We start from the raw sequence: 21498 nt of genomic DNA on the forward strand, positions 1-21498 counted from the left end.
GGCGCCCAGCAAGCCGGGAGTTAACTGGAAGGGTTTACCGGAGCCTAAAGCCAAGCGCACAGTTGAGGGTGACCTGGGCATGCGTTATAGTGCCGAGGCCCTCTGGGAAGCAACCCCCAGGGCCCTGTTGCTAAAGCTATTTAGAGAAAAATGGCAGGAAGGTCAGGAATATGTACGGAAAGTACACCAGCAGCCTGATTATCTGCCGGTAAATGAACAGGAATGGGAGTGGGATACGCTGCTGGGCTACCTCTGTGCCCGCCTGGCCACTGAACGGCATGTGGGGCAGCTGGAAACAGTTTACACTCCTTTTGGGGCGACCTTTGTCCAGTATGGCAAGGATTTGACCCAAATCGGGCATGTCATCGGTACCGGCGGGGTGCTGGTCCATCATCCCCGGCCCCGGCGGATTCTGGAAGGAGTACTGTTTGAACCGGAACAGCCCATGTTGTTGAAACCCATGCAACCGCGCCTGTGGTTGGATCAGGAGTATATTCTGGCAGCGATGGGTCTGCTGGCTGAAATAGATGAAGAGGCGGCCATGACTATCATGACGGCCGGACTTAGAGAAATCTAGGAGGGGTAAGTGTGGAACTTGTAAACAAAAAGCTGGACTTAGAACAGTTTTGGGCTGAACGGCAGGAAGTATTGCAGTCCTGGCCTACCGGACGCGGAGTAGATCTGGAAGAAGCTATTGCCTATCATAAACAGTTACCGGCCAGCAAGGTGATGGCCAAAAAACTGGCTCAGGGCAAGCGGGAAGGAATTACCTTTGCCCAGCCCCGGGCCGGAGTAGCTCTCTTGCATGAACACATAGAGCTGTTGCGTTATTTACAGGACGAAGGCGGGGCGGATTTCCTGCCCACCACCATTGATTCCTATACCCGGCAAAACCGCTATAAAGAGGCGGAAACAGGAATCGAGGAGTCCCGGGCAGCAGGTCGCTCCATGCTCAATGGCTTTCCGGCAGTCAATTACGGGGTAGATGCCTGCCGTAAAGTGGTGGAAGCAGTGAATGTGCCGGTACAGGTTCGGCACGGTACTCCTGATGCCCGCTTGCTGGCGGAAATTACGCTGGCTGGAGGTTTTACCGATTTTGAGGGTGGCGGTATCAGCTATAATATTCCTTATTCCAAAGATATGCCGCTGGAAAAGTCTATCCGTTACTGGCAATATGTTGACCGCCTGGTGGGATATTATGAAGAAAATGGGGTCAGCATCAACCGGGAGCCTTTTGGGCCTTTAACCGGTACCCTGGTGCCTCCCAGTATATCCCATGCGGTGGCTATTATTGAAGCCTTACTGGCAGCCGAACAGGGGGTTATGAACCTGACCCTGGGCTATGGACAATGTGGTAACCTCTATCAGGATGTAGCGGCCATAAGGACCCTGGCCGAACTGGCAGAGGAATATCTGAACCGCTTTGGGTACAGTGGTCGGCAAATCACCACGGTGTTCCACCAGTGGATGGGCGGCTTCCCGCAAGATGAAAGCAAAGCCTTTGGTGTCATCTCCTGGGGCGCTGTTACTGCCGCCCTGGCCAGAGTTAATAAGGTAATTGTTAAGACTCCCCATGAGGCGATGGGAATTCCGACCAGGGAAGCCAATGCCGCCGGGCTCAAGGCCACCAAACAGGTACTGAACATGCTCAAGGATCAGAGTTTGCCCCTGACCAGTGAGCTGCAGCTGGAAATGGAGATGATTCGCAAGGAAACCCGGGCCATCCTGGACAAGACCCTGGAACTGGGAGAGGGAGACTGGGCCGTTGGGGCCGTACGGGCCTTCAAGGCCGGTGTAATAGATGTACCTTTTGCCCCCAGTCGCCACAATCTGGGCAAGATTTTGCCGGCCCGGGACAATCAGGGGGCGGTGCGTTTCCTGGATTTCGGCCAGTTGCCTTTTGATGCGGAAATCCGGGCCTTCCATCAGGAGAAAATTGCTGAACGGGGCCGTAAGGAAAATCGCCAGCCCAGTTTCCAGATGGTAATCGATGATATCTATGCCATTGGTAAAGGCATGCTGGTAGGCCGGCCCAGATAGAAAAGCGGAGGCGATGATAATGAAGATAATAGATGTTGTTTTTTCGGCAGGATTAACCGGATTCTTCTTTGATGACCAGAAAGCCATTAAAGCCGGAGCTCAGCCTGATGGCGGTACTTACCGGGGTCAACCTCTGACCCCGGGTTTTTCCGCTGTCCGGCAGCGGGGTGAATCCATTTCCATCATGTTAATGCTGGAAGATGGACAGATTGCTTTTGGCGATTGCGCTGCGGTACAGTATTCGGGAGCAGGGGGCCGGGATCCCCTTTTTCTGGCCAAAGATTTTATTCCTCTGCTGGAGGAAGAGGTAAAGCCCCGGTTGCTGGGTCGGGAACTGACCGCTTTTCGGCCCCTGGCCCAGGAATTTGACCATTTTATCCGTCCCAATGGGGAGAGACTGCATACTGCTCTGCGCTATGGTATTACCCAGGCCCTGCTGGATGCCGTAGCCAGAGCCCACAGGGAGACCATGGCGGAAACCATCGCCCGGGAATATGGGACTCAACTGGTTAACGCTCCTGTACCGATCTTTTGTCAGACGGGGGATGAAAGGCATAACAATGCCGATAAGGCCATTGTAAAAAGGGCTGATGTGCTCCCGCATGGACTGATCAATAACGTGGAGACCAAACTGGGCAAAAATGGAGAGCTGTTACTGGAATATGTAGAGTGGCTGCGGAAACGGGTAGAGGAATTAGGCCAACCCGGTTACCGTCCTGTTTTACATATTGATGTTTATGGCACCATTGGCCTGGCTTTTGGCCATGATACCAAACGGATGGCAGCTTACCTCAAGGAACTGGAGGCGGCAGCACGGCCCTTGCAGCTGCGCATTGAAGGGCCGATGGATATGGGCAATAAACCGGACCAGATGCGGGCCCTGAAGGACCTGAAACAGGAACTGACTGACACAGGCTGTACGGTGGAAATTGTGGCCGATGAATGGTGTAACACCCTGGAGGATATTATAGAATTCACCGATCACCAGTCAGCCCATATGGTGCAAATCAAAACACCGGACCTGGGAGGCATCAATAATACCATCGAAGCGGTCCTTTATGCCAAAGCCAGAGGTATGGGAGCCTATCTGGGCGGTACCTGTAATGAAACTGACCGTTCGGCTCAGGTCTGTGTGCACATCGCCCTGGCTACCAATCCCGATCAGATGCTGGCCAAACCCGGAATGGGAGTGGATGAAGGCCTGATGGTGGTGTATAATGAAATGGCCAGAACCCTGGCTATATTGAAAATGAAAGGGAAAATTTAGGTCAAGAATTTCGTGTAAAGGAGGAACGCCTGTGGGCAAGGTGGGCATAACCACCACGGTGCCGGTGGAAATAATTTACGCAGCAGGAGAGATACCAGTGGATCTCAACAATATCTTCATTACCAGCCCTGATCCCATGCAACTGGTGGAAGAGGCAGAAGTAGCCGGTTATCCCCGCAATTTGTGTGGCTGGATCAAGGGCATCTACAGCACCGTTCTGGCCAACCGGGAAATTGACCGGGTGATTGCTGTGACCCAGGGGGATTGTTCCAATACCCACGCTCTGATGGAGACCCTGCAGGTCCAGGGGATTAAAACCATACCTTTCGCCTTTCCCTACGATCGGGATCGGGACATGCTCAAACTGCAAATGGAAAAACTGATGGAGGCCCTGGGGGGAGTAACCTGGGACCAGGTCAATGCTACCAAACAGCGGCTGGACCGCATTCGCCGCAAGGTGGCAGAAATTGACCGTCTGACCTGGGAAGGCCAGCAGGTGAGCGGGTTTGAAAACCATCTTTTCCAGGTGTCCTGCAGTGACTTTAATGGGGATCCCGATACTTTTGAACAGCAAGTGGAAGCATTCCTGGCGGAAGTCCAGCACCACAAGGTGATTGAAGAGGATGTGCGCCTGGGCTATATCGGTGTACCCCCCATTTTCTCCGATATCTATCAATTTGTAGAGGAGCTGGGAGCCCGGGTGGTCTATAATGAGGTGCAAAGGCAGTTTGCCATGCCTTTTGCCACTGAGGATATCGTGGAGCAGTACCTGCTCTATACCTATCCCTATGATATTTTTGCAAGGCTGGAGGATATCAGTCGGGAAGTGGAACGGCGCAATCTGGATGGGATTATCCATTACACTCAGAGTTTTTGCTTCCGTCAGATTGAGGATATAATCATCCGGGAGAAGCTGGATATCCCTGTTTTGACTCTGGAAGGAGACAAACCGGGGCGGCTGGATGCGCGCAGTAAAATGCGGCTGGAGTCCTTTATCGAGATGTTGAGGTGAAATCGATGTTACTGGGACTGGATTTAGGCAGCCGGCAGGCTAAACTGGTGCTGGGCCCGCGGCAGGCAGGCTGGCAACCGGGGGAGCCTCTGCCGGAGTTGAGTTTTCACCGCTACGATACTATCCTCTTTTATCGCCAGTACGGCCGTAAAGTGGCAGAAGACCTGGCGGTGGATTTCGCTGCTCTGGATCTGCCGCAGTTTGAAGCCATTGTTTCCACCGGCTATGGGCGCAATACCGTAAAAATAGCTGGTGGTAAAACGATTCCGGAGCTGAAAGCCCACATGCTGGGAGCAATGGCTCAGACCGGGTTGCAGGATTTTACCCTGCTGGATTTAGGAGGCCAGGATAGTAAAGTCATCGCTGTCAGCCGGGGGAAAATGCGGGATTTTGTCACCAATGACAAGTGTGCGGCCAGCTCCGGCCGCTATCTGGAAAACATGGCAGCGGTTCTGGGCATTAGTCTGGAGGAACTGAGTCAGTATGCCGATAACCCGGTGGAGTTGAGTTCTACCTGTGCTGTTTTCGGGGAATCGGAATTGATTGGCCGGATTGTTGAGGGCTATTCCGTTGCCGAACTGGCGGCAGGAGTGAACTATACCATTTTCCGGCGGGTCCAGCCTATGCTAAAACCTTTGTTAGGGAAAGGTCCACTGGTTTTCACCGGCGGGGTGGCCTTTAACCGGGCCCTCGTTACTATTCTGGAGCGGGAGCTGGGGGTAGAGGTGGTTATTCCGCCGGAACCGCAGATGAATGGCGCTATTGGTTGCTGGGTGGAAGCCCAATTACAGACAGAGAAGGAGGTTAACTGATGAAGTTGACAGTGCTGGGCTGCTGGGGCCCCTATCCCCGGGCTGGTGGTGCCTGTTCCGGCTATCTGGTTCGCTCCGGGGACACAGCGATTCTGCTGGATTGTGGCAATGGCGTTTTCGGCCGTTTGCGGGAACATATGGACTTCTGGCAGCTGACGGCAGTAATCATTACCCACTGGCATCCTGACCACTGGGCTGATTTGCATTGTATAAGGCATGCTATCGCAGGTGCCATTCGGGAAGGGAGGCGGCCAGGACCGCTACCAGTGTATGCACCCGTCGAACCGGCGCAGTTGTTTGAGCAGTTTGCTGCCTACCAGGAAGCCTTGCAGCTGATAGCAATTCCGGCTGCCGGAGGGCAGGCCAGGGCCGGCCAGCTGGAACTGAAATTTTTCCCGGTCAGCCACAGTTTACCTGCTTATGCCGTGCGGCTGGAAGCTGAAGGCAAAAGCCTGGTCTATACCGGGGATGCCGCATACAGCGAGGAATTGGCTGAATTCAGCCGGGAATGCGGACTGTTGCTGGCTGAAGCCAGTCTGCAGGTAGAGCATGAAAGCAAAGGTCAGGAACTGGGCCATCTTAGCTCCCGCCAGGCCGGACAGCTGGCCCGGCAGGCTGGGGCAGGCTTCCTGCTGCTTACCCATCTCTGGCCGGAATTCAATGCTGCCCTGTCACTGAAAGAGGCCAGAGAAGTCTTTAGTGGCCGTCTGGATCTGGCCCGGGAAGGGCGGAGCTGGACGGTGGAGGGGAGGTAAGGTAAGGAAGATGAAGGAGATGCGCATCTTGTCTCCTACTGCTATTTTAGGCTATGGCTTTCCGGAGGAAAGTTTTCGCCGCGGGTTGGAGTATCGGCCCCACTTGATCGCTGTGGATGCCGGTTCCACTGATCCGGGACCCTATTATCTTGGGGCAGGGGTATCCTTTACTGACCGGCGGGCGGTTAAGCGTGACCTGAAGCTGATGCTGACAGCCGGGCTGGCAGCCGGGGTTCCAGTGGTGGTGGGCACTGCGGGCGGTTCCGGAGCCACTCCCCATCTGGAGTGGACAGTGGATATCGTCCGGGAAATTGCCCGCGAAGAAGGTTTGCGTTTTCGGCTGGCAGTAATCGGTGCTGAACAGAGCCGGGAACAGGTTCAGACCTGGCTGGCAGCAGGGAAAATAACTCCTTTGCATCCGGCTCCTCCCTTAACTGCAGAAGCGGTGGCAGCCAGCAGCCATATAGTGGCACAGATGGGAACAGAGCCTTTCATTGCAGCCCTGGCAGCAGGGGCCCAGGTGATCATTGCTGGACGGGCCTATGACCCGGCGGTGTTTGCTGCTCTGGCCATCAAGGAGGGGTTTGATCCCGGCCTGGCCATCCATCTGGGTAAAATTCTGGAGTGTGCAGCCATCGCAGCTGTGCCGGGCAGTGGCAGTGACTGCATGTTCGGCTGGTTGCGGGAAGACCACTTTGAGGTAGAACCCTTGAGCCCGGAACGGCGCTGCAGCGTCACTTCTGTTGCGGCTCATACCCTGTACGAAAAAACCGATCCCTATCGCTTGCCAGGGCCAGGAGGAATACTGGATTTGACAGCTACCCGCTTCACCCAGGTCGGTGAACGGCGGGTACGGGTTACAGGGAGCAAACATAACCCGACTCCTTTGGCCTTCAAGCTGGAAGGGGCAAGGCAAATGGGCTACCGCACCGTTAGTATTGCCGGGGCCCGGGATCCCATTTTCATTGCGCGGCTGGATGAAATCCTGGCTGGAGTGCGGCAGCGGGTAAAGGATAATTTCCGCGATATACCCGGCAGTGAGTATTTCCTGCACTTTAATATCTATGGCCGCAATGGGGTAATGGGACCACTGGAGCCCACACCTACCATCACCTCCCATGAAATCGGGATAGTTATCGAAGCTGTAGCGCCAACCCAGGAGCTGGCCAATACCATTTGCGGTTTTGCCCGTTCCACCCTGTTGCATTACGGTTATGAAGGGCGGATTTCCACTGCCGGCAATCTGGCTTTTCCGTATAGCCCTTCCGATTTCAAGGCGGGTCCGGTTTACCAGTTCTCCCTCTACCATTTGGTGCAGGATGTAAGCTGGCAGGAACTGTTTCCCATTCACTATGAGGAAATCGGGGGTGGCGGCAATGGCTAAATACCGGTTGACCGAACTGGCCCGGGTGATCAGGAGCAAAAACTCCGGCCCCTATGAACTGACCCTGGATATTATGTTCAAGGATGAGGAAACCTATCAGAAAGTGAAAGCCTCCCGATTTTTTACTCCGGAGCTCTTCGCTCGCCTGTACGGGGTTAAACAGGAGGATATCATCGCCTTTGTAGAATTTGACCCGGCAGCAGCCATCAAATGCACCCTCAAGCGCCCCCTGGCTTCGGGGGACCTGGGAGAAACCGATGTCTACGGGGCCCAGCAGCATGGGCCTTTGCTGGAATTGGAACTGAATCTGGACTAGAAAAACAAGCCCTCAGGTAGCCTGGCTAACCTGAGGGCGAATTACTATTTATCTTTTACCAAAAAAGTAGATGGGTTCAGGGAGGCCATAAACTGACATTCCCTTATCCAGTCTGTCTTGACCCTTTTTGAAAGTATGGGTGCGTACATAGAGGTTTTCAGCCGTTTTGCCAGTACCTGGCATTATCTTCTTCCAGAGGTCGGAAGGAGCACCGGTATGGCACTTGGCGCAGAGATCTTCCGGCTTGGTTCTTAAGCTGCCGGCCACTTTATCGCGCTTATGCGGGTTATGACAGGTGGTACAGGTAATATTCATCATAGTGGTTTGATAATGTTTGGACTGAATAAAACCTTGATATTGTTGATGGTGCTTGTTCTCTTCATATACTCCGGCTGTGACGGACTTATCATCCACGATAAAGAGGTTTTGCAAATCTCCGGTGTAAGGAGCACTGGCTGGATCTTCAGGTTGAACACCGGGGATAATTACTTCTTCGGGATACCACTTTGTCCAATCATCCCATGGTTTCCAGGAAGTATTAAGGGTAGGAGCGGGGAAATCTTCCCTGGGTTTGCCCTGTCTGGATTTATACTTATCGTTTTCCAGTCTGATGTGGCAGTAGCCGCAGATTCTGGCCTGTTCCTGTTTTGATGCTTTGGCCGGGTTGAAAATATCAGCTTTATTTGCGGTTACGACGTGGGCGGAACCAGGTCCATGGCAGGCTTCACAGCCAACATTCAGTTCAGCCCAGGCTACTTTGGTAGCGCTGGGATTAGCCTCATCATAGCTTAAGATTTTATAACCGGTGGAATGGCAGGTGATACATTGAGTGTCCCAGTCATTTGCATTTCCATAATTTTCCCATTTCCTGGTAACGGCGTTAAATTGTTTATTCATCAGCTGGTAACCGCCGGTTTGCGGGTTTTTAACCAGATAGCGCTGTTTCCAGCGGGAGCCAATGACCATGACCACATCATCAAAAGTGAAGGGGGTTTTAGTGGCATTCCCGATAGTCGGACCCTGGTTGCCAGCGTCGTCATAAGTCCAGCTTAACACAGCGTCGCGCAGGATACCTTGTTCTTTGGGTTGAATCATTTTGCTATGGTAGGTTTCCTGCCAGCCTTGATAATAAGCGGTATGACACTGACCACAGCGTTTGGAACCGACGTATTGCCGGGCAGCCAGCGGAACCGGTTTAGGAGGTTGAGGCTTTACTGCAACTGTTCTTAATTTGGCAATTTGCTGTAAAAGATTTTCAGCCTCATTCTTTTTCATGATTGACTGGAGATTGAGGGTGTTGCCCTGTACCAGCCCCTTTTTGACAAAAAGGGCAACTGTGTATTTCATTTTTGCTGGTACTTTTCCTCTATCCTTATACTTTTTTAATAAGTTATCAGCTTCTTTGCCCAGTTTTTGCGCTTCCTGGGTCCAGCCCAGAGCATTTGCCAGGTAGAGATAAGCTTCACCCCGGGTAAGAGATGAATTTGGGCTGTTTACTTTCACTTTTACTTTCAGGATTTGATTTGCGCTGGCAGCGAAATCTTTTTCTTTATAAGCTGCTACAGTTGTTTTAGGTTGATTTGAAGTAGTTGATTTGGTTTGCGAGGTTGTTCCGGTTTTCACGTTCGTTGGCTGGCTAACAATTTTGTACCCGTTGGCTTTAAATTTTTGGCCGAAAGCATTCAGGGCTGGCAACTTACTGAGGTCATGGCAGTCAGCGCATGTCTTGCCGGTTGTTGAGGAAAACTTGGTACTGCCTGAAGCTCCGCTGAAGGCCAGCAAGGATGAGAGAACAAGGAAGAGTCCGATTAGAGCCGCTTTTTTGTTATGCATAACACCACTCCTCTCTGTTAATTTTTTGACAATTTTATTATTACAGACAATAGTAGCCAGGTCAATGCTTTTTACAGAAGTTAGAATTGAAAGAAAAAGTCGACATAATATTCATATGCTCACATTTATTTGTTTTTGCTTCTTTAATATAATATTATTAAGAAAATGAAGAGTATGAAGGTGAAAGGAATGGAAAGGGAAAAACTCGGCCGCTACCTGGCAGCAAAACCAAATATTCTATTTGCCTTTCTTTTTGGCTCCTGGGCCCGCGGGGATGCGCGGGAGGACAGTGATGTGGATATTGCTGTATATCTAAAAGATCGGGATTACGATATACTGGAATATTTGGACTGGAAAAGGGACCTGGAGGAGATTTGTGGTCGTACAGTGGATTTGGCTATCCTGAATGAGGCCACTCCTTTACTCAAATATCAGGTCTATCTGGATGGAGTATTGTTGTTCAGCAAGGACGATATCCTGGCCAGTAATTTCCTGGTCAGAGCCTTGTTCGAATATGAGGATATGCGGCCTTATCTGGAATTGACATACAAACGCATGATAGATCGGGTACGTCAGGAGGTGAAAGGAAATGGTGAGACGTGAAGTGTTAGCGAAACGGCTGGAGCAACTTAATTTGTCAATCGAAAAAATCAATAGATATCGACATCTGACAGAAGAAGAATTTTTAGCCGACGAAATTGCGCAGGATGTGGTTGAGTACAACTTGTTTATTGCCATCAATATGATTGTGGACATGGCTACGCACATAGTTGTTGATAACAATATGGGTCGCCCGCAAAAAATGGCGGACGCTTTTGATATTTTGTACCGTGAAAAACTTATTAGTAAACAGCAAAAAGATATATTTCAAAAGATGGTAGGATTTCGTAATATTCTTTCTCATGAGTATTTAAAAATAGACAAAAAAATTGTATTTGCGATAATGAAAAAGCATCTTGATGATTTCAAAAATTTTATTTTAATGGTAAATGAAAATTTTATGCCCAAACAGGAGCTCTAAGGGAGTGACCACAAATGGCTGTTCTGCCCATGTATGAATACTTGATGTATGCCGCCTATTTTGCCCCCCGGGGCAAACAGCGCCTGCTGAACCTGGGCAACAATATCGGGCAGCGGTACTTGAGCCCGGAGGACCGCATTATAGGTTTGATCGGGGATGCCGGGGCTGGCAAATCCCTCTTGATTCGCGGCATGTTTCCTGGCCTGGAACTGACCAATGATGATGATGGCATCAATGTGCGGCCTTTGCCTCTGATCAGGGACTGGGAGCAAGGGCATTTTCGCACCCGAACCTATCATCTGGATGTTCGGTTTGAGACTGCTTTTACCCAGCTCTGGCAAATTGCTGAAGCGGTGAAAGCGGCAGTACGGGCCGGTCGGCGGGTGGTAATCGAGCATTTTGATCTGCTGTATCAGGCACTGGGGTTTAATGCGGAAATCCTGATCGGGGTTGGGGAGGAAGTGATTGTTACCCGCCCGGGAGTTTTTGGACCCTATCCCCAGGATATAGCCAAAATCGTTTTCCGTTCACTGAAATACCGGAAGATGGCCCACAGCGCCGAGGACCTGGTGGCTATGGTGCTGGAGGAAATGGGGCTCAAAAAACCGGAAGTACATAGTGATATCAAACACGGCTTTGTCCTGGAATTTGCGGAAAAACCCAATATCGACCTGGCAGAGGTGGAAAGAAAAGTTAATGAACTGATTGCCAAAGACCTGCCAATTTGTTATCATGGTGAAGATCACATCAAGGTAGGAGAGGAAGTGCGGGAATGTACCGGGCCGCGCATTCACATGAAACGCACCGGGGAAATTCAGGGTTTCCATTTATTGAAGGAATTTAGATGGGACCCTGTGCGCAAGCTGTATGTAGTAGCAGGTCTGGTGGGACGGCGGGAAGAAAATCCCTTTGCCCGCACCTACCTGGACGAGTTTATGATCATTCCCTTAGAAGAAGCGCGGGAATGGGATAAAGGATAGGAGGATGTCCATGGAACAATTGCTCTGGCAGCGGGTGGATGGCAGAAAACCCGATGATTTGCGACCACTGAAAATCACCCGCAACTATATCAAACATGCGGAAGGTTCAGTCCTGGTAGAACTGGGAGATACCAGGGTGATTTGTACCTGTACAGTAGAGGATAAAGTACCTCCCTTTCAGAAGGGAACAGGCAAAGGCTGGATTACAGCCGAGTATGCCATGTTGCCGCGGGCTACTCATCAGCGCAGCCAGCGGGAAGCGGTCAAAGGCCGCATCGGCGGGCGGACTTATGAGATCCAGCGCCTGATCGGCCGGGCCCTGCGAGCGGTGGTGGACCTGGATTTGCTGGGTGAACGGACCCTGACCCTGGATTGTGATGTGATTCAGGCCGATGGGGGAACCAGGACCGCTTCTATCACCGGTGCCTTTATCGCCCTGGCTGATGCCCTGCAGGGTCTGGTAGAGGCAGGCACTTTGCCTGGTCTGCCTTTGCGGGATTATCTGGCAGCCGTCAGTGTGGGCAAGGTGGAAGATCGGCTGCTGCTGGATTTGTGCTATGAAGAGGACAGCCGGGCCCAGGTGGATATGAATGTGGTAATGACCGGCCAGGGCTTACTGGTGGAAGTACAGGGCACAGCGGAGGATACCGCTTTTCCCCGGGAGGAATTGGACGCACTGCTGGATTTAGCCAGCAAGGGGATTGCGGAAATGGTGGCTTACCAAAAACAACTGGTGGTGTTAGGATAGTGGGTAAACTGGTGATCGCAACGGGAAACAAGGGAAAACTGGAGGAAATCAAGGCTTTGCTGGCAGGGACTGACTGGGAAATCAAAAGCCTGACCGATTTTCCCCATTTGCCGGAAGTGGTGGAAGATGAGCTGACTTTTGAGGGCAATGCTCGCAAAAAGGCCCTGGAAATAGCCAGGGCTACAGGTTGCTGGGCTCTGGCCGATGATTCCGGGCTGGAGGTGGCAGCTCTGGGGGGAGCGCCCGGCGTGCATTCGGCTCGCTATGCCGGTGAGGTTAAGGATGATGCCCGCAATAATGCCAAATTACTGGAAGAACTGGCGGGAGTGCCTTTTTCTGACCGGGAAGCCCGTTTTCGTTGTGTGATGGCTTTAGCCCATCCGGAACGCGGGGTAGTGGCAGTTACCGAGGGCAGCTGTCCTGGCATTATCCTCTGTGAAGCCAGAGGAGAAGGGGGCTTTGGTTATGATCCCCTCTTCTACCTGCCGGAAAAAGGCAAGACCATGGCTGAGCTGAGCCCGGATGAAAAAAATGCCGTCAGCCACCGGGGCCAGGCTTTGCGCAAAATGATAAGTGAACTGGAACGACTGGCCAGGGCAGGTGAGTAATTATGAAAATCCTGGTTTTCAGTGATACCCATGGTCGCTGGCAGTTATGCCGTGAGGTACTGGACAGGGAAGGCAGGGCTGATGCTATCCTGCATGCCGGGGATCATTATGATGATGCGATTGCCCTCAGCCAGGTAATCGAGGTGCCGGTGTACGGAGTGAAGGGAAACTGTGATTGGGCAGGGCCGGAGGAGAAAAAGCTGGTCCTTGCTGATGTACCCCTTTTGCTCCTGCATGGTCATCGTTATGGAGCCAAGTCAGGGCTGAGCTCCCTTTATTACAAGGGCCAGGAGGAAGGGGTAAGGATTGTAGTATTTGGCCACAGCCATATACCGGTTCAGGAGGATGACGGGCAAGTTTTGCTGTTCAACCCCGGCAGCCTGGCCAGACCGCGCACGGGTTCTCCTTATGGCAGCTATGGTCGCCTCTGGCTGGAGCAGGACGGGATACGAGTTGAAATTGTCGAATGGCGGCCCTGAGATTTTTCTGAAATTTATTTGCGTATCTTGACAGAATCATGTAAAATAAATATATGCCGTTTAAAGACTGGCTAAAAAACTACATAATCTTAAGGGGGAGCATTAGTTGATGAAAGCCACAGCCCAAAAAATAGAAAAGAACCTGGTACAACTGGATGTGGAAGTACCGGCTGAACGCTTCAGCCTGGCGCTGGATCAGGCCTATCGGAAACTGGTGAAAAAAGTGAATATCCCCGGCTTCCGGAAAGGAAAGGCGCCGCGGTTCATTTTTGAAAGATATTTTGGCAAGGAAAGCCTCTATAATGAAGCTCTGGATACCTTGCTGGCAGATGCCTATTTCCAGGCCGTTATGGAGACTGAAATTGAGCCCATTGACCGGCCACAGGTAGAACTGGTGCAGGCAGAAGAAGGTCAACCGCTGATCTTCAAGGCTACTGTTCAGGTAAAACCGGAAGTGGAACTGGGTCAGTATACTGAACTGGAAGTCAATAAGCCTGAAGTCAATGTAACCGATGAAGATGTGGAAAAGGAACTGGCCCAGCTGCAACAGCGCTATGCTAAAATCCAGACTGTGGAAGATGGCACTGTGGAAAAAGGCGATGTCGCTGTCATCGACTTTGAAGGCTTTATCGATGAGGAAGCTTTTGCTGGTGGCAAAGGGGAGGACTATCCCCTGGAAATCGGCTCTGGTACCTTTATTCCTGGCTTTGAGGAGCAGCTGATTGGGGCCCGGGTGGGCGAGACCAGAGATGTGAAAGTAACCTTCCCGCAGGAGTATCATGCCGAAAACCTGGCCGGTAAGGATGCCGTTTTCAAAGTTACTGTCAAGACCATCCGCCGCAAGGAATTGCTGCCTCTGGATGACGAATTTGCCAAAGATGTCAGTGAATTTAATACTCTGGAGGAATTAAAAGCTGACATTCGGAATAGACTATTGGAGACCGCAGAAAAGAATGCGGAAGCCTCTGTCCGCAGTCAGGTAGTGGAAAAGGCGGTTGCCAATGCCAAAGTGGAAATTCCGGCAGTGATGATTGAAAACCGCCTGGAAAACATGGTGCAGGATATGTCTGAGCGCCTGCAGCGGCAAGGTCTGACCATGGAAGACTATCTGCGTTACACTGGTTCCACTATCGAGCAGGTAAAGGCCGACCTGCGTCCGGAAGCGGAAAAATCTGTGCGCACCGATCTGGTTCTGGAAGCTATTGCCCGCAAGGAAGCTATTGATGCCACTGAGGAAGAAGTTACTGCTGAACTGGAAAAGCTGGCCAAAATTTATAACCAGGGTGTGGAAGAACTGCGCACAGCCTTTGAACGTTATGGCTCCATGGATGCGTTGAAAAATAGCATAGCTTTTGAAAAAACCATCAAGTTCCTGGTGGAAAAAGCCAAAATAGCTTAGGGTGGGAGGACAAGGCGGCTGTGTAATGCCGTCTTGTTTGCCCATTTACCCATTTAAGAGTAGAATGAGGTGATAACAAATGAGTTATTTGGTACCAATTGTGGTGGAACAGACTAATCGCGGTGAGCGCTCCTATGATATTTATTCCCGCTTGCTGAAAGACCGGATTATCTTCATTGGTGGTCCCATTGATGACCACATGGCCAACCTGGTCATTGCCCAGATGCTGTTCCTGGAAGCGGAAGATCCGGACAAGGACATTCATCTGTATATCAATTCCCCGGGTGGGGTTGTAACCGCTGGAATGGCAATTTATGATACCATGCAGTATATCAAACCCGATGTATCCACTATCTGCCTGGGCCAGGCAGCTTCCATGGGGGCTTTCCTGCTGGCTGCCGGGGCCAAAGGTAAGCGCTTCGCTTTGCCCCAGGCCCGGATCATGATCCATCAGCCCCTGGGCGGTGTACAGGGCCAGGCCACTGAGATTGAAATCCATGCCCGCGAGATTTTGCGCATGAAGCAGGTATTGAATGAATTGCTCTCCCATCACACCGGCCAACCACTGGAGAAAATCGCTGTCGATACCGAAAGGGATTTCTTCATGTCAGCAGACCAGGCTAAACAGTACGGGATCATCGATGAGGTGATTACCCGTAAGAAGTAAACTTTGAGGTGATATTTTATGTACAAATATGATGACAAAGGCCAACTGAAGTGTTCCTTCTGCGGCAAGTTACAGGATCAGGTCAAGAAGCTGGTGGCTGGCCCCGGGGTATATATCTGTGATGAATGTATAGAACTGTGCAATGAAATCATCGAAGAGGAATTGCACGAGGAAACGGAATTCGAACTGGGTGATATCCCCAAACCCAGAGAGATCAAGGAGATCCTGGACCAGTATGTCATCGGTCAGGAGGAAGCCAAAAAAGCCCTGGCCGTGGCAGTCTATAACCACTACAAGCGCATCAATCTGGGAGGCAAAATTGATGATGTGGAACTGCAAAAGTCCAATATCATCATGATCGGCCCTACCGGTAGTGGTAAGACGTTGCTGGCTCAGACTCTGGCCCGGCTTCTCAATGTGCCTTTTGCCATTGCCGATGCGACCAGTTTGACGGAAGCCGGTTATGTGGGTGAGGATGTAGAGAACATTCTCCTCAAGCTGATCCAGAATGCCGATTATGATATCGAGCGGGCGGAAAAAGGGATTGTCTATATTGATGAAATCGATAAAATCGCCCGCAAGTCCGATAACCCCTCCATTACCCGGGATGTATCTGGAGAAGGGGTACAGCAGGCCCTGCTGAAAATTCTGGAGGGGACTACTGCCAGTGTGCCCCCGCAGGGAGGACGCAAACACCCCCATCAGGAATTCATTCAGCTGGACACTACCAATATCCTCTTTATCTGCGGTGGTGCCTTTGATGGTCTGGACAAAATCATTCAAAACCGGCTGGCCAAGAAAACCCTGGGCTTTGGGGCGGAAGTCAAGTCCCGGCAGGAGCGCAATATCGGTGAGCTGCTGCGGGAGATCCTGCCCGAGGATTTGCTCAAGTACGGTCTGATTCCGGAGTTTGTCGGGCGGCTGCCGGTGATTGTGACCCTGGATGCCCTGGATGAAGAGGCTCTCGTCCGCATCCTGACTGAGCCCAAGAATGCTCTGGTCAAGCAGTACCAGAAACTTTTCGAGCTGGATGGCATCGAGCTGGAGTTTCAGCCGGAAGCCCTGCGGGTAGTGGCTCAGGAGGCGCTCAAGCGCAATACCGGGGCCCGGGGCTTAAGGGCTATTATCGAGGACATCATGCTGGACATTATGTACGAGATTCCTTCCCGTGATGATATCGAGAAAGTTGTGATTACGGCCGACTGCATCCTGAAAAAAGAACAGCCCCTGATCATTACTGCCGAAAAGAAGAAAAAGAAAAAAGGCGTGACAGCCTAAAATAAAAGATAAAGGAGAAAACATATTAGTTGAAGTATAATATGTTTTCTCCTTTTATTTTTATATTTTTATATTCTGGCATAAATTAACATATGTAGATTTTTTGTGTATTTTTTGTAGATTTTTTGTTCACAGAAATTTCATTGACTAATAGAAGGGCTTCTAATACACTATAGTCGTACTACGATACATAGTAAAGGGGGAGGATGACCGTGCTAAAACGAGGGCTGGTACTAGTTGCCTTGCTGATAACCTTTTTCGGAAGCTTGACATCACCTGCTTTTGCCGATGGCAAAAAAGCTGGAGATGGTCATGAAGAAATGCCAGCAGTTCATGAGGAAAAGGAAGAACAGGGAGATATTCCGGTCAAATTTTTACTTGCTATTGCGGTTATAAATGGTCTGGCTATTACTACAGCAGCATATCTCAAATATACCAGGCAGGAGGTGGAAAAAGCATGAAAGGAGCAACCCTGAAAAAAATACTGCGCTTTGCCTGGTTTCCCGGTTTGTTGCAATGGCTGGTGCTGGGTGTGTTTACGGTAATAGTTTATCAATTGATCGCAGGGCCTGGTTCAGCTCATGACAATTTTGGCACTGCTATGACCTGGGTGCTGTGGTGGCCAGTGATTCCGCTGATATTCGTGATTTTTGGCCGTTTCTGGTGTGCTATTTGTCCCTTTGCCACCGTTAGTGACCTGGTGCAGAAAGTGGTAGGGGTAAATGGAAAAGTACCAAACTTCTTGAAGAAATATGGCATCTGGTTAATCGACCTCTTTTTTATTTTGATCACCTGGGCCGACCATGTCTGGGGGATTGTGGAGTCACCCCGGGGTTCGGGCATTTTATTGTTGCTGATCACCACCGGTGTAATTATAGCCGGTTCTTTCTGGGAACGGCGGACCTGGTGTCGTTATCTTTGCTTCCTGGGTGGACTAGCAGGGAACTACTCGCGAACTGGAGCTTTACAGCTGAGGGCCACACCGGAGATCTGCGCTAATTGTAAGACGCTGGCCTGCTACAAAGGGGGAGAAAAGGCTCCCGGTTGTCCTCTCTTTGAAGTGCCCCGGACGATGGAAACCAGTGCTACCTGTAATCTATGTGGCAACTGTATAAAGAATTGCCCCAATGATTCATTGCAGCTTTCCTGGCGGTTACCTACCAGTGAACTCTGGTTTATTCGCAAACCCCGGCTGGAAGAATCTTTCCTGGCGGTAGTAATTATGGGGATTGTGTTTGTCCAGAATGTGACCATGCTGGAAATCTGGCAGAAGTGGCAAAAGAGTCTGGAACACATTCTGGGAACAACTAACTATGGTGTTACCTTTACGGTGTTGTTCCTGATTGCCATGACTTTACCTGTGGCAGCTACCTGGCTGACTGGCAAACTAGCTGGTCTGTTTAACGGAGAAAGTGGCTGGCAAAACTTTGCCCGTTTCGGCTATGCCTTGATTCCACTGGATTTGGCCGGGCATGTGGCCCACAACCTGTTCCATATCCTAGCGGAAGGGAAAAATATCTGGTATACCTTCCTGGCGCTGTTTGGCCATGAAACCCATGGGGGATCTCCTGCTCTGGTAGGGAATGATACTATTCAAATCCTGCAATTCATTTTAATCGGTCTGGGCGCCATTGGTTCCCTTTATACCGCCTGGCGGATTGCCAGAACCAATTATGAACAGAAAGCTTTGGCCAGCTGGTTGCCTGTAAGCATACTAATTGCTATCCTGACAGCAATCAATATTTATCTCTTCATTTTACCCATGGCGATGCGTATGTAAAGACTAAAATCACCTCTGGCTGGTAATAATATCTAAGTAGACCAACCGGAGGTGATTTTTTATGAATTCCATTGGCATCAGTGGCATTGTAGGCTTGATTCAGCTTTTTTTTGCCATTGTGATCGGACTCTACTTTTTGAACTTGCTCAAGGCCCAGCAGGGCACCAAAATTGCGGTCAACCGGGAAAGCCGGAAGGAAATGGAGAAACTCCAGCAGCTCAGGCGCATATCCCTGACTGAACCCCTGGCGGAAAAAACCCGTCCAACCCGCTTCGAGGAAATCATCGGCCAGGAAGAAGGTTTAAAAGCTCTGCGGGCAGCTTTGTGCGGACCTAATCCCCAGCATGTTATCATCTATGGTCCGCCGGGGGTAGGGAAAACCGCAGCAGCGCGGCTGGTGCTGGAAGAAGCCAAACGCAATCCCCTTTCTCCCTTTGGACCGGAAGCTACCTTCACGGAACTGGATGCCACTATCGCCCGTTTTGATGAACGGGGGATTGCCGATCCCCTGATCGGCTCAGTCCATGACCCCATTTATCAGGGGGCAGGCCCCCTGGGCATGGCGGGTATTCCACAACCCAAGCCGGGGGCAGTAACCAAAGCCCACGGAGGGATTTTGTTTATTGACGAAATCGGAGAATTGCATCCGGTACAAATGAATAAATTGTTAAAAGTCCTGGAGGACCGCAAGGTTTTTCTGGAGTCAGCCTATTACAGTGCGGAAGATGGCAATATCCCTTCCCATATTCATGATATCTTCCAGAATGGACTGCCAGCGGATTTTCGTCTGGTGGGAGCCACTACCCGCCTGCCCCAGGAATTGCCTCCGGCTTTGCGTTCCCGCTGTATGGAGGTTTTTTTCCGGGCCCTGCTGCCTGAAGAAATAGGGGTCATAGCGGCCAACGCGGCAGAAAAAATCAAGATGCCTGTGGAAGCAGGGGCTGTGGATGTGATTAAAAAGTATGCCACCAATGGCCGGGAAGCGGTCAATATGGTGCAAATCGCTGCCGGTCTGGCTTTGACCGAAGGACGCAATCTGATTCGGGTGGCGGATGTGGAATGGGTGGTTAACAGCGGCCAGTACAGTCCCCGGCCGGAGAAAAAAATCCCCCTGGCGCCCCAGGTGGGTCTGGTCAATGGACTGGCTGTCTATGGACCGGGCATGGGTACCGTAGTGGAAGTGGAAGCCACGGTAATTCCCGTCACTCCGGGGACGGGGCGGGTGCTGATGACCGGTCTGGTGGAAGAAGAAGAACTGGGGGGCGGGGGCAAGACCCTGCGCCGCAAATCCATGGCCCGGGCTTCGGTGGATAATGTCCTTACTGTTCTTCGCCGTTACCTGGGGATTGAGGCCCTGGATTATGACATTCACCTCAATTTCCCCGGGGGCACTCCTATCGATGGACCTTCAGCCGGAATCAGTATCCTGACCGCCATTTATTCGGCAGTGCGCAATTTACCGGTAGACAACCGGGTAGCCATGACCGGAGAAGTCTCGTTAAGAGGCCTGGTGCGGCCAGTAGGTGGAATTGTGGCCAAAGTGGAAGCGGCCCGTCAGGCCGGGGCAGAAAAAGTGCTGATTCCCCAGGATAACTATCAACAGCTGCTGGCGGAAATCAAAGATATTGAAGTAATTCCCGTTAAACACATTTCCGAGGTCATCCGGCATGCTATCCTGGTGCGAGAAGAAAAAAGCCAGGGTCAAACCCTGGCGGCCATGTCATTGTAGTTTTACCCAGTACCAGCCGGTTTTGTCCGCAATTTGCTTGCCGTTGCTGCCAGTCATGCCGGCCAGCAACACCCGGTTGGCCTGGCCTAATAGTTCGGAAGGTATTTGCCATTCCAGTCCCTTTTCCTGCCAGTGAAAGGGGACTTTTTTTGTTGCCAGGTCGTACGCAGCAGTTGCCCAGAGGACCTTTGCAGTATCCCTTTCCAGCAGCAGATGGGCCAGAGGATGTTGATTTCGGTAAAGCCAGAGGTATAAACGATAGGAACTACTGCGTTCAGGGGTTCCATAGAGCTGTAAGTTAGCAGTCCAACCTGAGGCTGTGGGCTGGATGGCAAGGGCTTTGATATCCTGGCCCGGCTTTAACCGCATCCGGACATGATCCAGTTCACCATCGGGCATGCTAAAGGGCAACTGGTATTTGGACCAGGCCAAAAAGATTTCTGATGCCCGCAAGAATCCTTTTAAATATGGTCCCATCACCTGCAACTGGGAGCGGTGGGCGGACAGAGCCTGTTCCTTGGCGGTTTTGGCTTCATCATTTAACAGCAGCCTTTCCCAGTTAAATTCCGGTCCGACCAGGCGTGGAGGCGGTTCTGCCTCCCGGTTTGGTTCTGCTGCCCACAATGCCGGCCAGGCCACATGGTGGACCAGGTAGGTATGGCGCCTGACGGGCAGCTGTAATTCCTGCAGGGCTATTTCGGTAAAGGTGCCTACCGCCCAGTGGTCGGGATGCTCATCAGCCGGAGTCGGATAGAAGATATCCGTAGGTTGAAAAGCCCGAATTTCTGCCTGCAGGGACTGGAGCAGATTTTCTCCTGTATAACTCAGACCGGGCTGTCTGGCCTGGGGATAGGGGACTTTATCGGTACGCACTCCGCCGCTGAGCCGGGGTTTTTGCCAGGATTGTTCCCAGAGGAAACGCAGGCCTCCATCAGGAAAACCCAGGTAGACGGCTTGCTGGTCAGGTTTAAGACCCAGGCGGGTCAGTCCTTGCCTGCTTTCCTGCCACCTCTGCAGGCCGAGACGGAAAAAATCAGCTGCAGTCGGTTCTATTTTACCGCTGCTGTGTTCACAGGCCAGTTTAAAACTGTCGCCCATAGTTACCACGATTACTTTGACGGGCAGGCCCTGGGCGTGAGCCATCGCCAGCAACCCCCCGGTGGCCAGCACCTCATCATCAGGATGAGGTGCGATCACCAGCAGGCGCTGGTTTGGATTAAGCTGCAGGGGCGTATAACCGACCTGTTCTGATTTGAACAGAGCAGCAGCGGTGAAAATAACCTGGGGTTGCCACCACCAGAGCAGGCTGCTGACAGCAGTAGCCAGTAGAAAAAGCAAGAGGGGATATTTCAAGCGGTAATTGACCATTGTTAGCCCTCCCTTACAAGGG

The 21498-nt window shown here is 51.4% G+C and carries 22 protein-coding genes; 20 read left to right on the top strand and 2 right to left on the bottom strand.

Going from position 1 to position 21498, the window contains the following annotated elements; genetic code table 11:
• The 8 genes from ULO1_RS15145 to ULO1_RS06385 form a co-directional block, all read left to right on the top strand.
• Positions 1-577 (top strand): glutamate mutase L (locus ULO1_RS15145; protein WP_242947906.1); only part of this gene is annotated, 577 nt, incomplete at its 5' end.
• 11 nt (positions 578-588) lie between these two features.
• Entirely contained in the window at positions 589-2040 is a 1452-nt protein-coding gene (locus ULO1_RS06355) for a methylaspartate mutase subunit E (protein WP_078664323.1), read from the top strand.
• Between the two features lie 19 nt (positions 2041-2059).
• The gene (locus tag ULO1_RS06360; RefSeq protein ID WP_079933198.1) at positions 2060-3307 is read left to right on the top strand and encodes a methylaspartate ammonia-lyase; all 1248 of its coding nucleotides are present in this window, start codon (positions 2060-2062) and stop codon (positions 3305-3307) included.
• Positions 3308-3338: 31 nt separating this feature from the next.
• A complete protein-coding gene (locus tag ULO1_RS06365) occupies positions 3339-4319 on the top strand; it encodes a 2-hydroxyacyl-CoA dehydratase (RefSeq protein WP_078664321.1) in 981 nt (326 codons plus the stop codon).
• 5 nt (positions 4320-4324) lie between these two features.
• A complete protein-coding gene (locus tag ULO1_RS06370) occupies positions 4325-5131 on the top strand; it encodes an acyl-CoA dehydratase activase (RefSeq protein ID WP_079933199.1) in 807 nt (268 codons plus the stop codon).
• Positions 5131-5886, top strand: coding sequence for an MBL fold metallo-hydrolase (locus tag ULO1_RS06375; protein WP_079907066.1), 756 nt, complete (start codon positions 5131-5133; stop codon positions 5884-5886). Before ULO1_RS06370 ends, ULO1_RS06375 begins: the two co-directional genes overlap by 1 nt.
• 10 nt (positions 5887-5896) lie before the next feature.
• Positions 5897-7270, top strand: a complete 1374-nt coding sequence (locus tag ULO1_RS06380) for an acyclic terpene utilization AtuA family protein (protein WP_079907065.1) — start codon at positions 5897-5899, stop codon at positions 7268-7270.
• A complete protein-coding gene (locus tag ULO1_RS06385; protein ID WP_078664317.1) occupies positions 7263-7586 on the top strand; it encodes a DUF4387 domain-containing protein in 324 nt (107 codons plus the stop codon). Before ULO1_RS06380 ends, ULO1_RS06385 begins: the two co-directional genes overlap by 8 nt.
• A 48-nt stretch (positions 7587-7634) precedes the next feature.
• Here ULO1_RS06385 and ULO1_RS06390 read toward each other — a convergent pair whose 3' ends face one another.
• On the bottom strand, positions 7635-9419 hold the full coding sequence (locus ULO1_RS06390; RefSeq protein WP_143325420.1) for a cytochrome c3 family protein: 1785 nt from the start codon (positions 9417-9419) through the stop codon (positions 7635-7637).
• Between the two features lie 189 nt (positions 9420-9608).
• Here ULO1_RS06390 and ULO1_RS06395 point away from each other — a divergent pair, with 189 nt between their 5' ends.
• The 12 genes from ULO1_RS06395 (at position 9609) to lonB (ending at position 20108) form a co-directional block, all read left to right on the top strand.
• Positions 9609-10022 carry a nucleotidyltransferase domain-containing protein gene (locus tag ULO1_RS06395; RefSeq protein ID WP_143325421.1) on the top strand — a complete coding sequence of 138 codons (414 nt, stop codon included), beginning with the start codon at positions 9609-9611 and terminating at the stop codon, positions 10020-10022.
• On the top strand, positions 10009-10440 hold the full coding sequence (locus tag ULO1_RS06400) for a DUF86 domain-containing protein (RefSeq protein ID WP_079933201.1): 432 nt from the start codon (positions 10009-10011) through the stop codon (positions 10438-10440). Before ULO1_RS06395 ends, ULO1_RS06400 begins: the two co-directional genes overlap by 14 nt.
• A gap of 14 nt (positions 10441-10454) precedes the next feature.
• Positions 10455-11420 carry a lantibiotic ABC transporter gene (locus ULO1_RS06405; RefSeq protein WP_078664314.1) on the top strand — a complete coding sequence of 322 codons (966 nt, stop codon included), beginning with the start codon at positions 10455-10457 and terminating at the stop codon, positions 11418-11420.
• Positions 11421-11430: 10 nt separating this feature from the next.
• On the top strand, positions 11431-12168 hold the full coding sequence (rph, locus tag ULO1_RS06410; RefSeq protein ID WP_078664313.1) for a ribonuclease PH: 738 nt from the start codon (positions 11431-11433) through the stop codon (positions 12166-12168).
• Positions 12168-12776: an XTP/dITP diphosphatase gene (locus tag ULO1_RS06415; protein ID WP_078664312.1), complete on the top strand. Its 609-nt coding sequence runs from the start codon at positions 12168-12170 to the stop codon at positions 12774-12776. Before rph ends, ULO1_RS06415 begins: the two co-directional genes overlap by 1 nt.
• 2 nt (positions 12777-12778) lie before the next feature.
• Entirely contained in the window at positions 12779-13255 is a 477-nt protein-coding gene (locus tag ULO1_RS06420) for a metallophosphoesterase (protein WP_078664311.1), read from the top strand.
• 109 nt (positions 13256-13364) lie between these two features.
• A complete protein-coding gene (gene tig, locus ULO1_RS06425) occupies positions 13365-14654 on the top strand; it encodes a trigger factor (protein WP_078664310.1) in 1290 nt (429 codons plus the stop codon).
• A 79-nt stretch (positions 14655-14733) separates the two neighbouring features.
• Positions 14734-15321, top strand: coding sequence for an ATP-dependent Clp endopeptidase proteolytic subunit ClpP (gene clpP / locus ULO1_RS06430; RefSeq protein ID WP_078664309.1), 588 nt, complete (start codon positions 14734-14736; stop codon positions 15319-15321).
• 18 nt (positions 15322-15339) lie between these two features.
• A complete protein-coding gene (gene clpX / locus ULO1_RS06435; RefSeq protein WP_079933202.1) occupies positions 15340-16599 on the top strand; it encodes an ATP-dependent Clp protease ATP-binding subunit ClpX in 1260 nt (419 codons plus the stop codon).
• 212 nt (positions 16600-16811) lie between these two features.
• Positions 16812-17060, top strand: coding sequence for a hypothetical protein (locus tag ULO1_RS06440; protein WP_079933203.1), 249 nt, complete (start codon positions 16812-16814; stop codon positions 17058-17060).
• Entirely contained in the window at positions 17057-18379 is a 1323-nt protein-coding gene (locus ULO1_RS06445) for a 4Fe-4S binding protein (protein ID WP_079933204.1), read from the top strand. Before ULO1_RS06440 ends, ULO1_RS06445 begins: the two co-directional genes overlap by 4 nt.
• A gap of 61 nt (positions 18380-18440) precedes the next feature.
• A complete protein-coding gene (gene lonB / locus ULO1_RS06450; protein WP_079933205.1) occupies positions 18441-20108 on the top strand; it encodes an ATP-dependent protease LonB in 1668 nt (555 codons plus the stop codon).
• Here the strand turns inward: lonB and ULO1_RS06455 are convergent.
• Positions 20100-21476: a PIG-L deacetylase family protein gene (locus ULO1_RS06455; RefSeq protein ID WP_079933206.1), complete on the bottom strand. Its 1377-nt coding sequence runs from the start codon at positions 21474-21476 to the stop codon at positions 20100-20102. The two genes, lonB and ULO1_RS06455, sit on opposite strands and share 9 nt — an antisense overlap.
• Between the last annotated feature and the right edge of the window lie 22 nt (positions 21477-21498).

Origin of the sequence: Carboxydocella sp. ULO1 (genome assembly GCF_002049255.1) — a bacterium.
In the GTDB taxonomy this organism is placed as follows: Bacteria; Bacillota.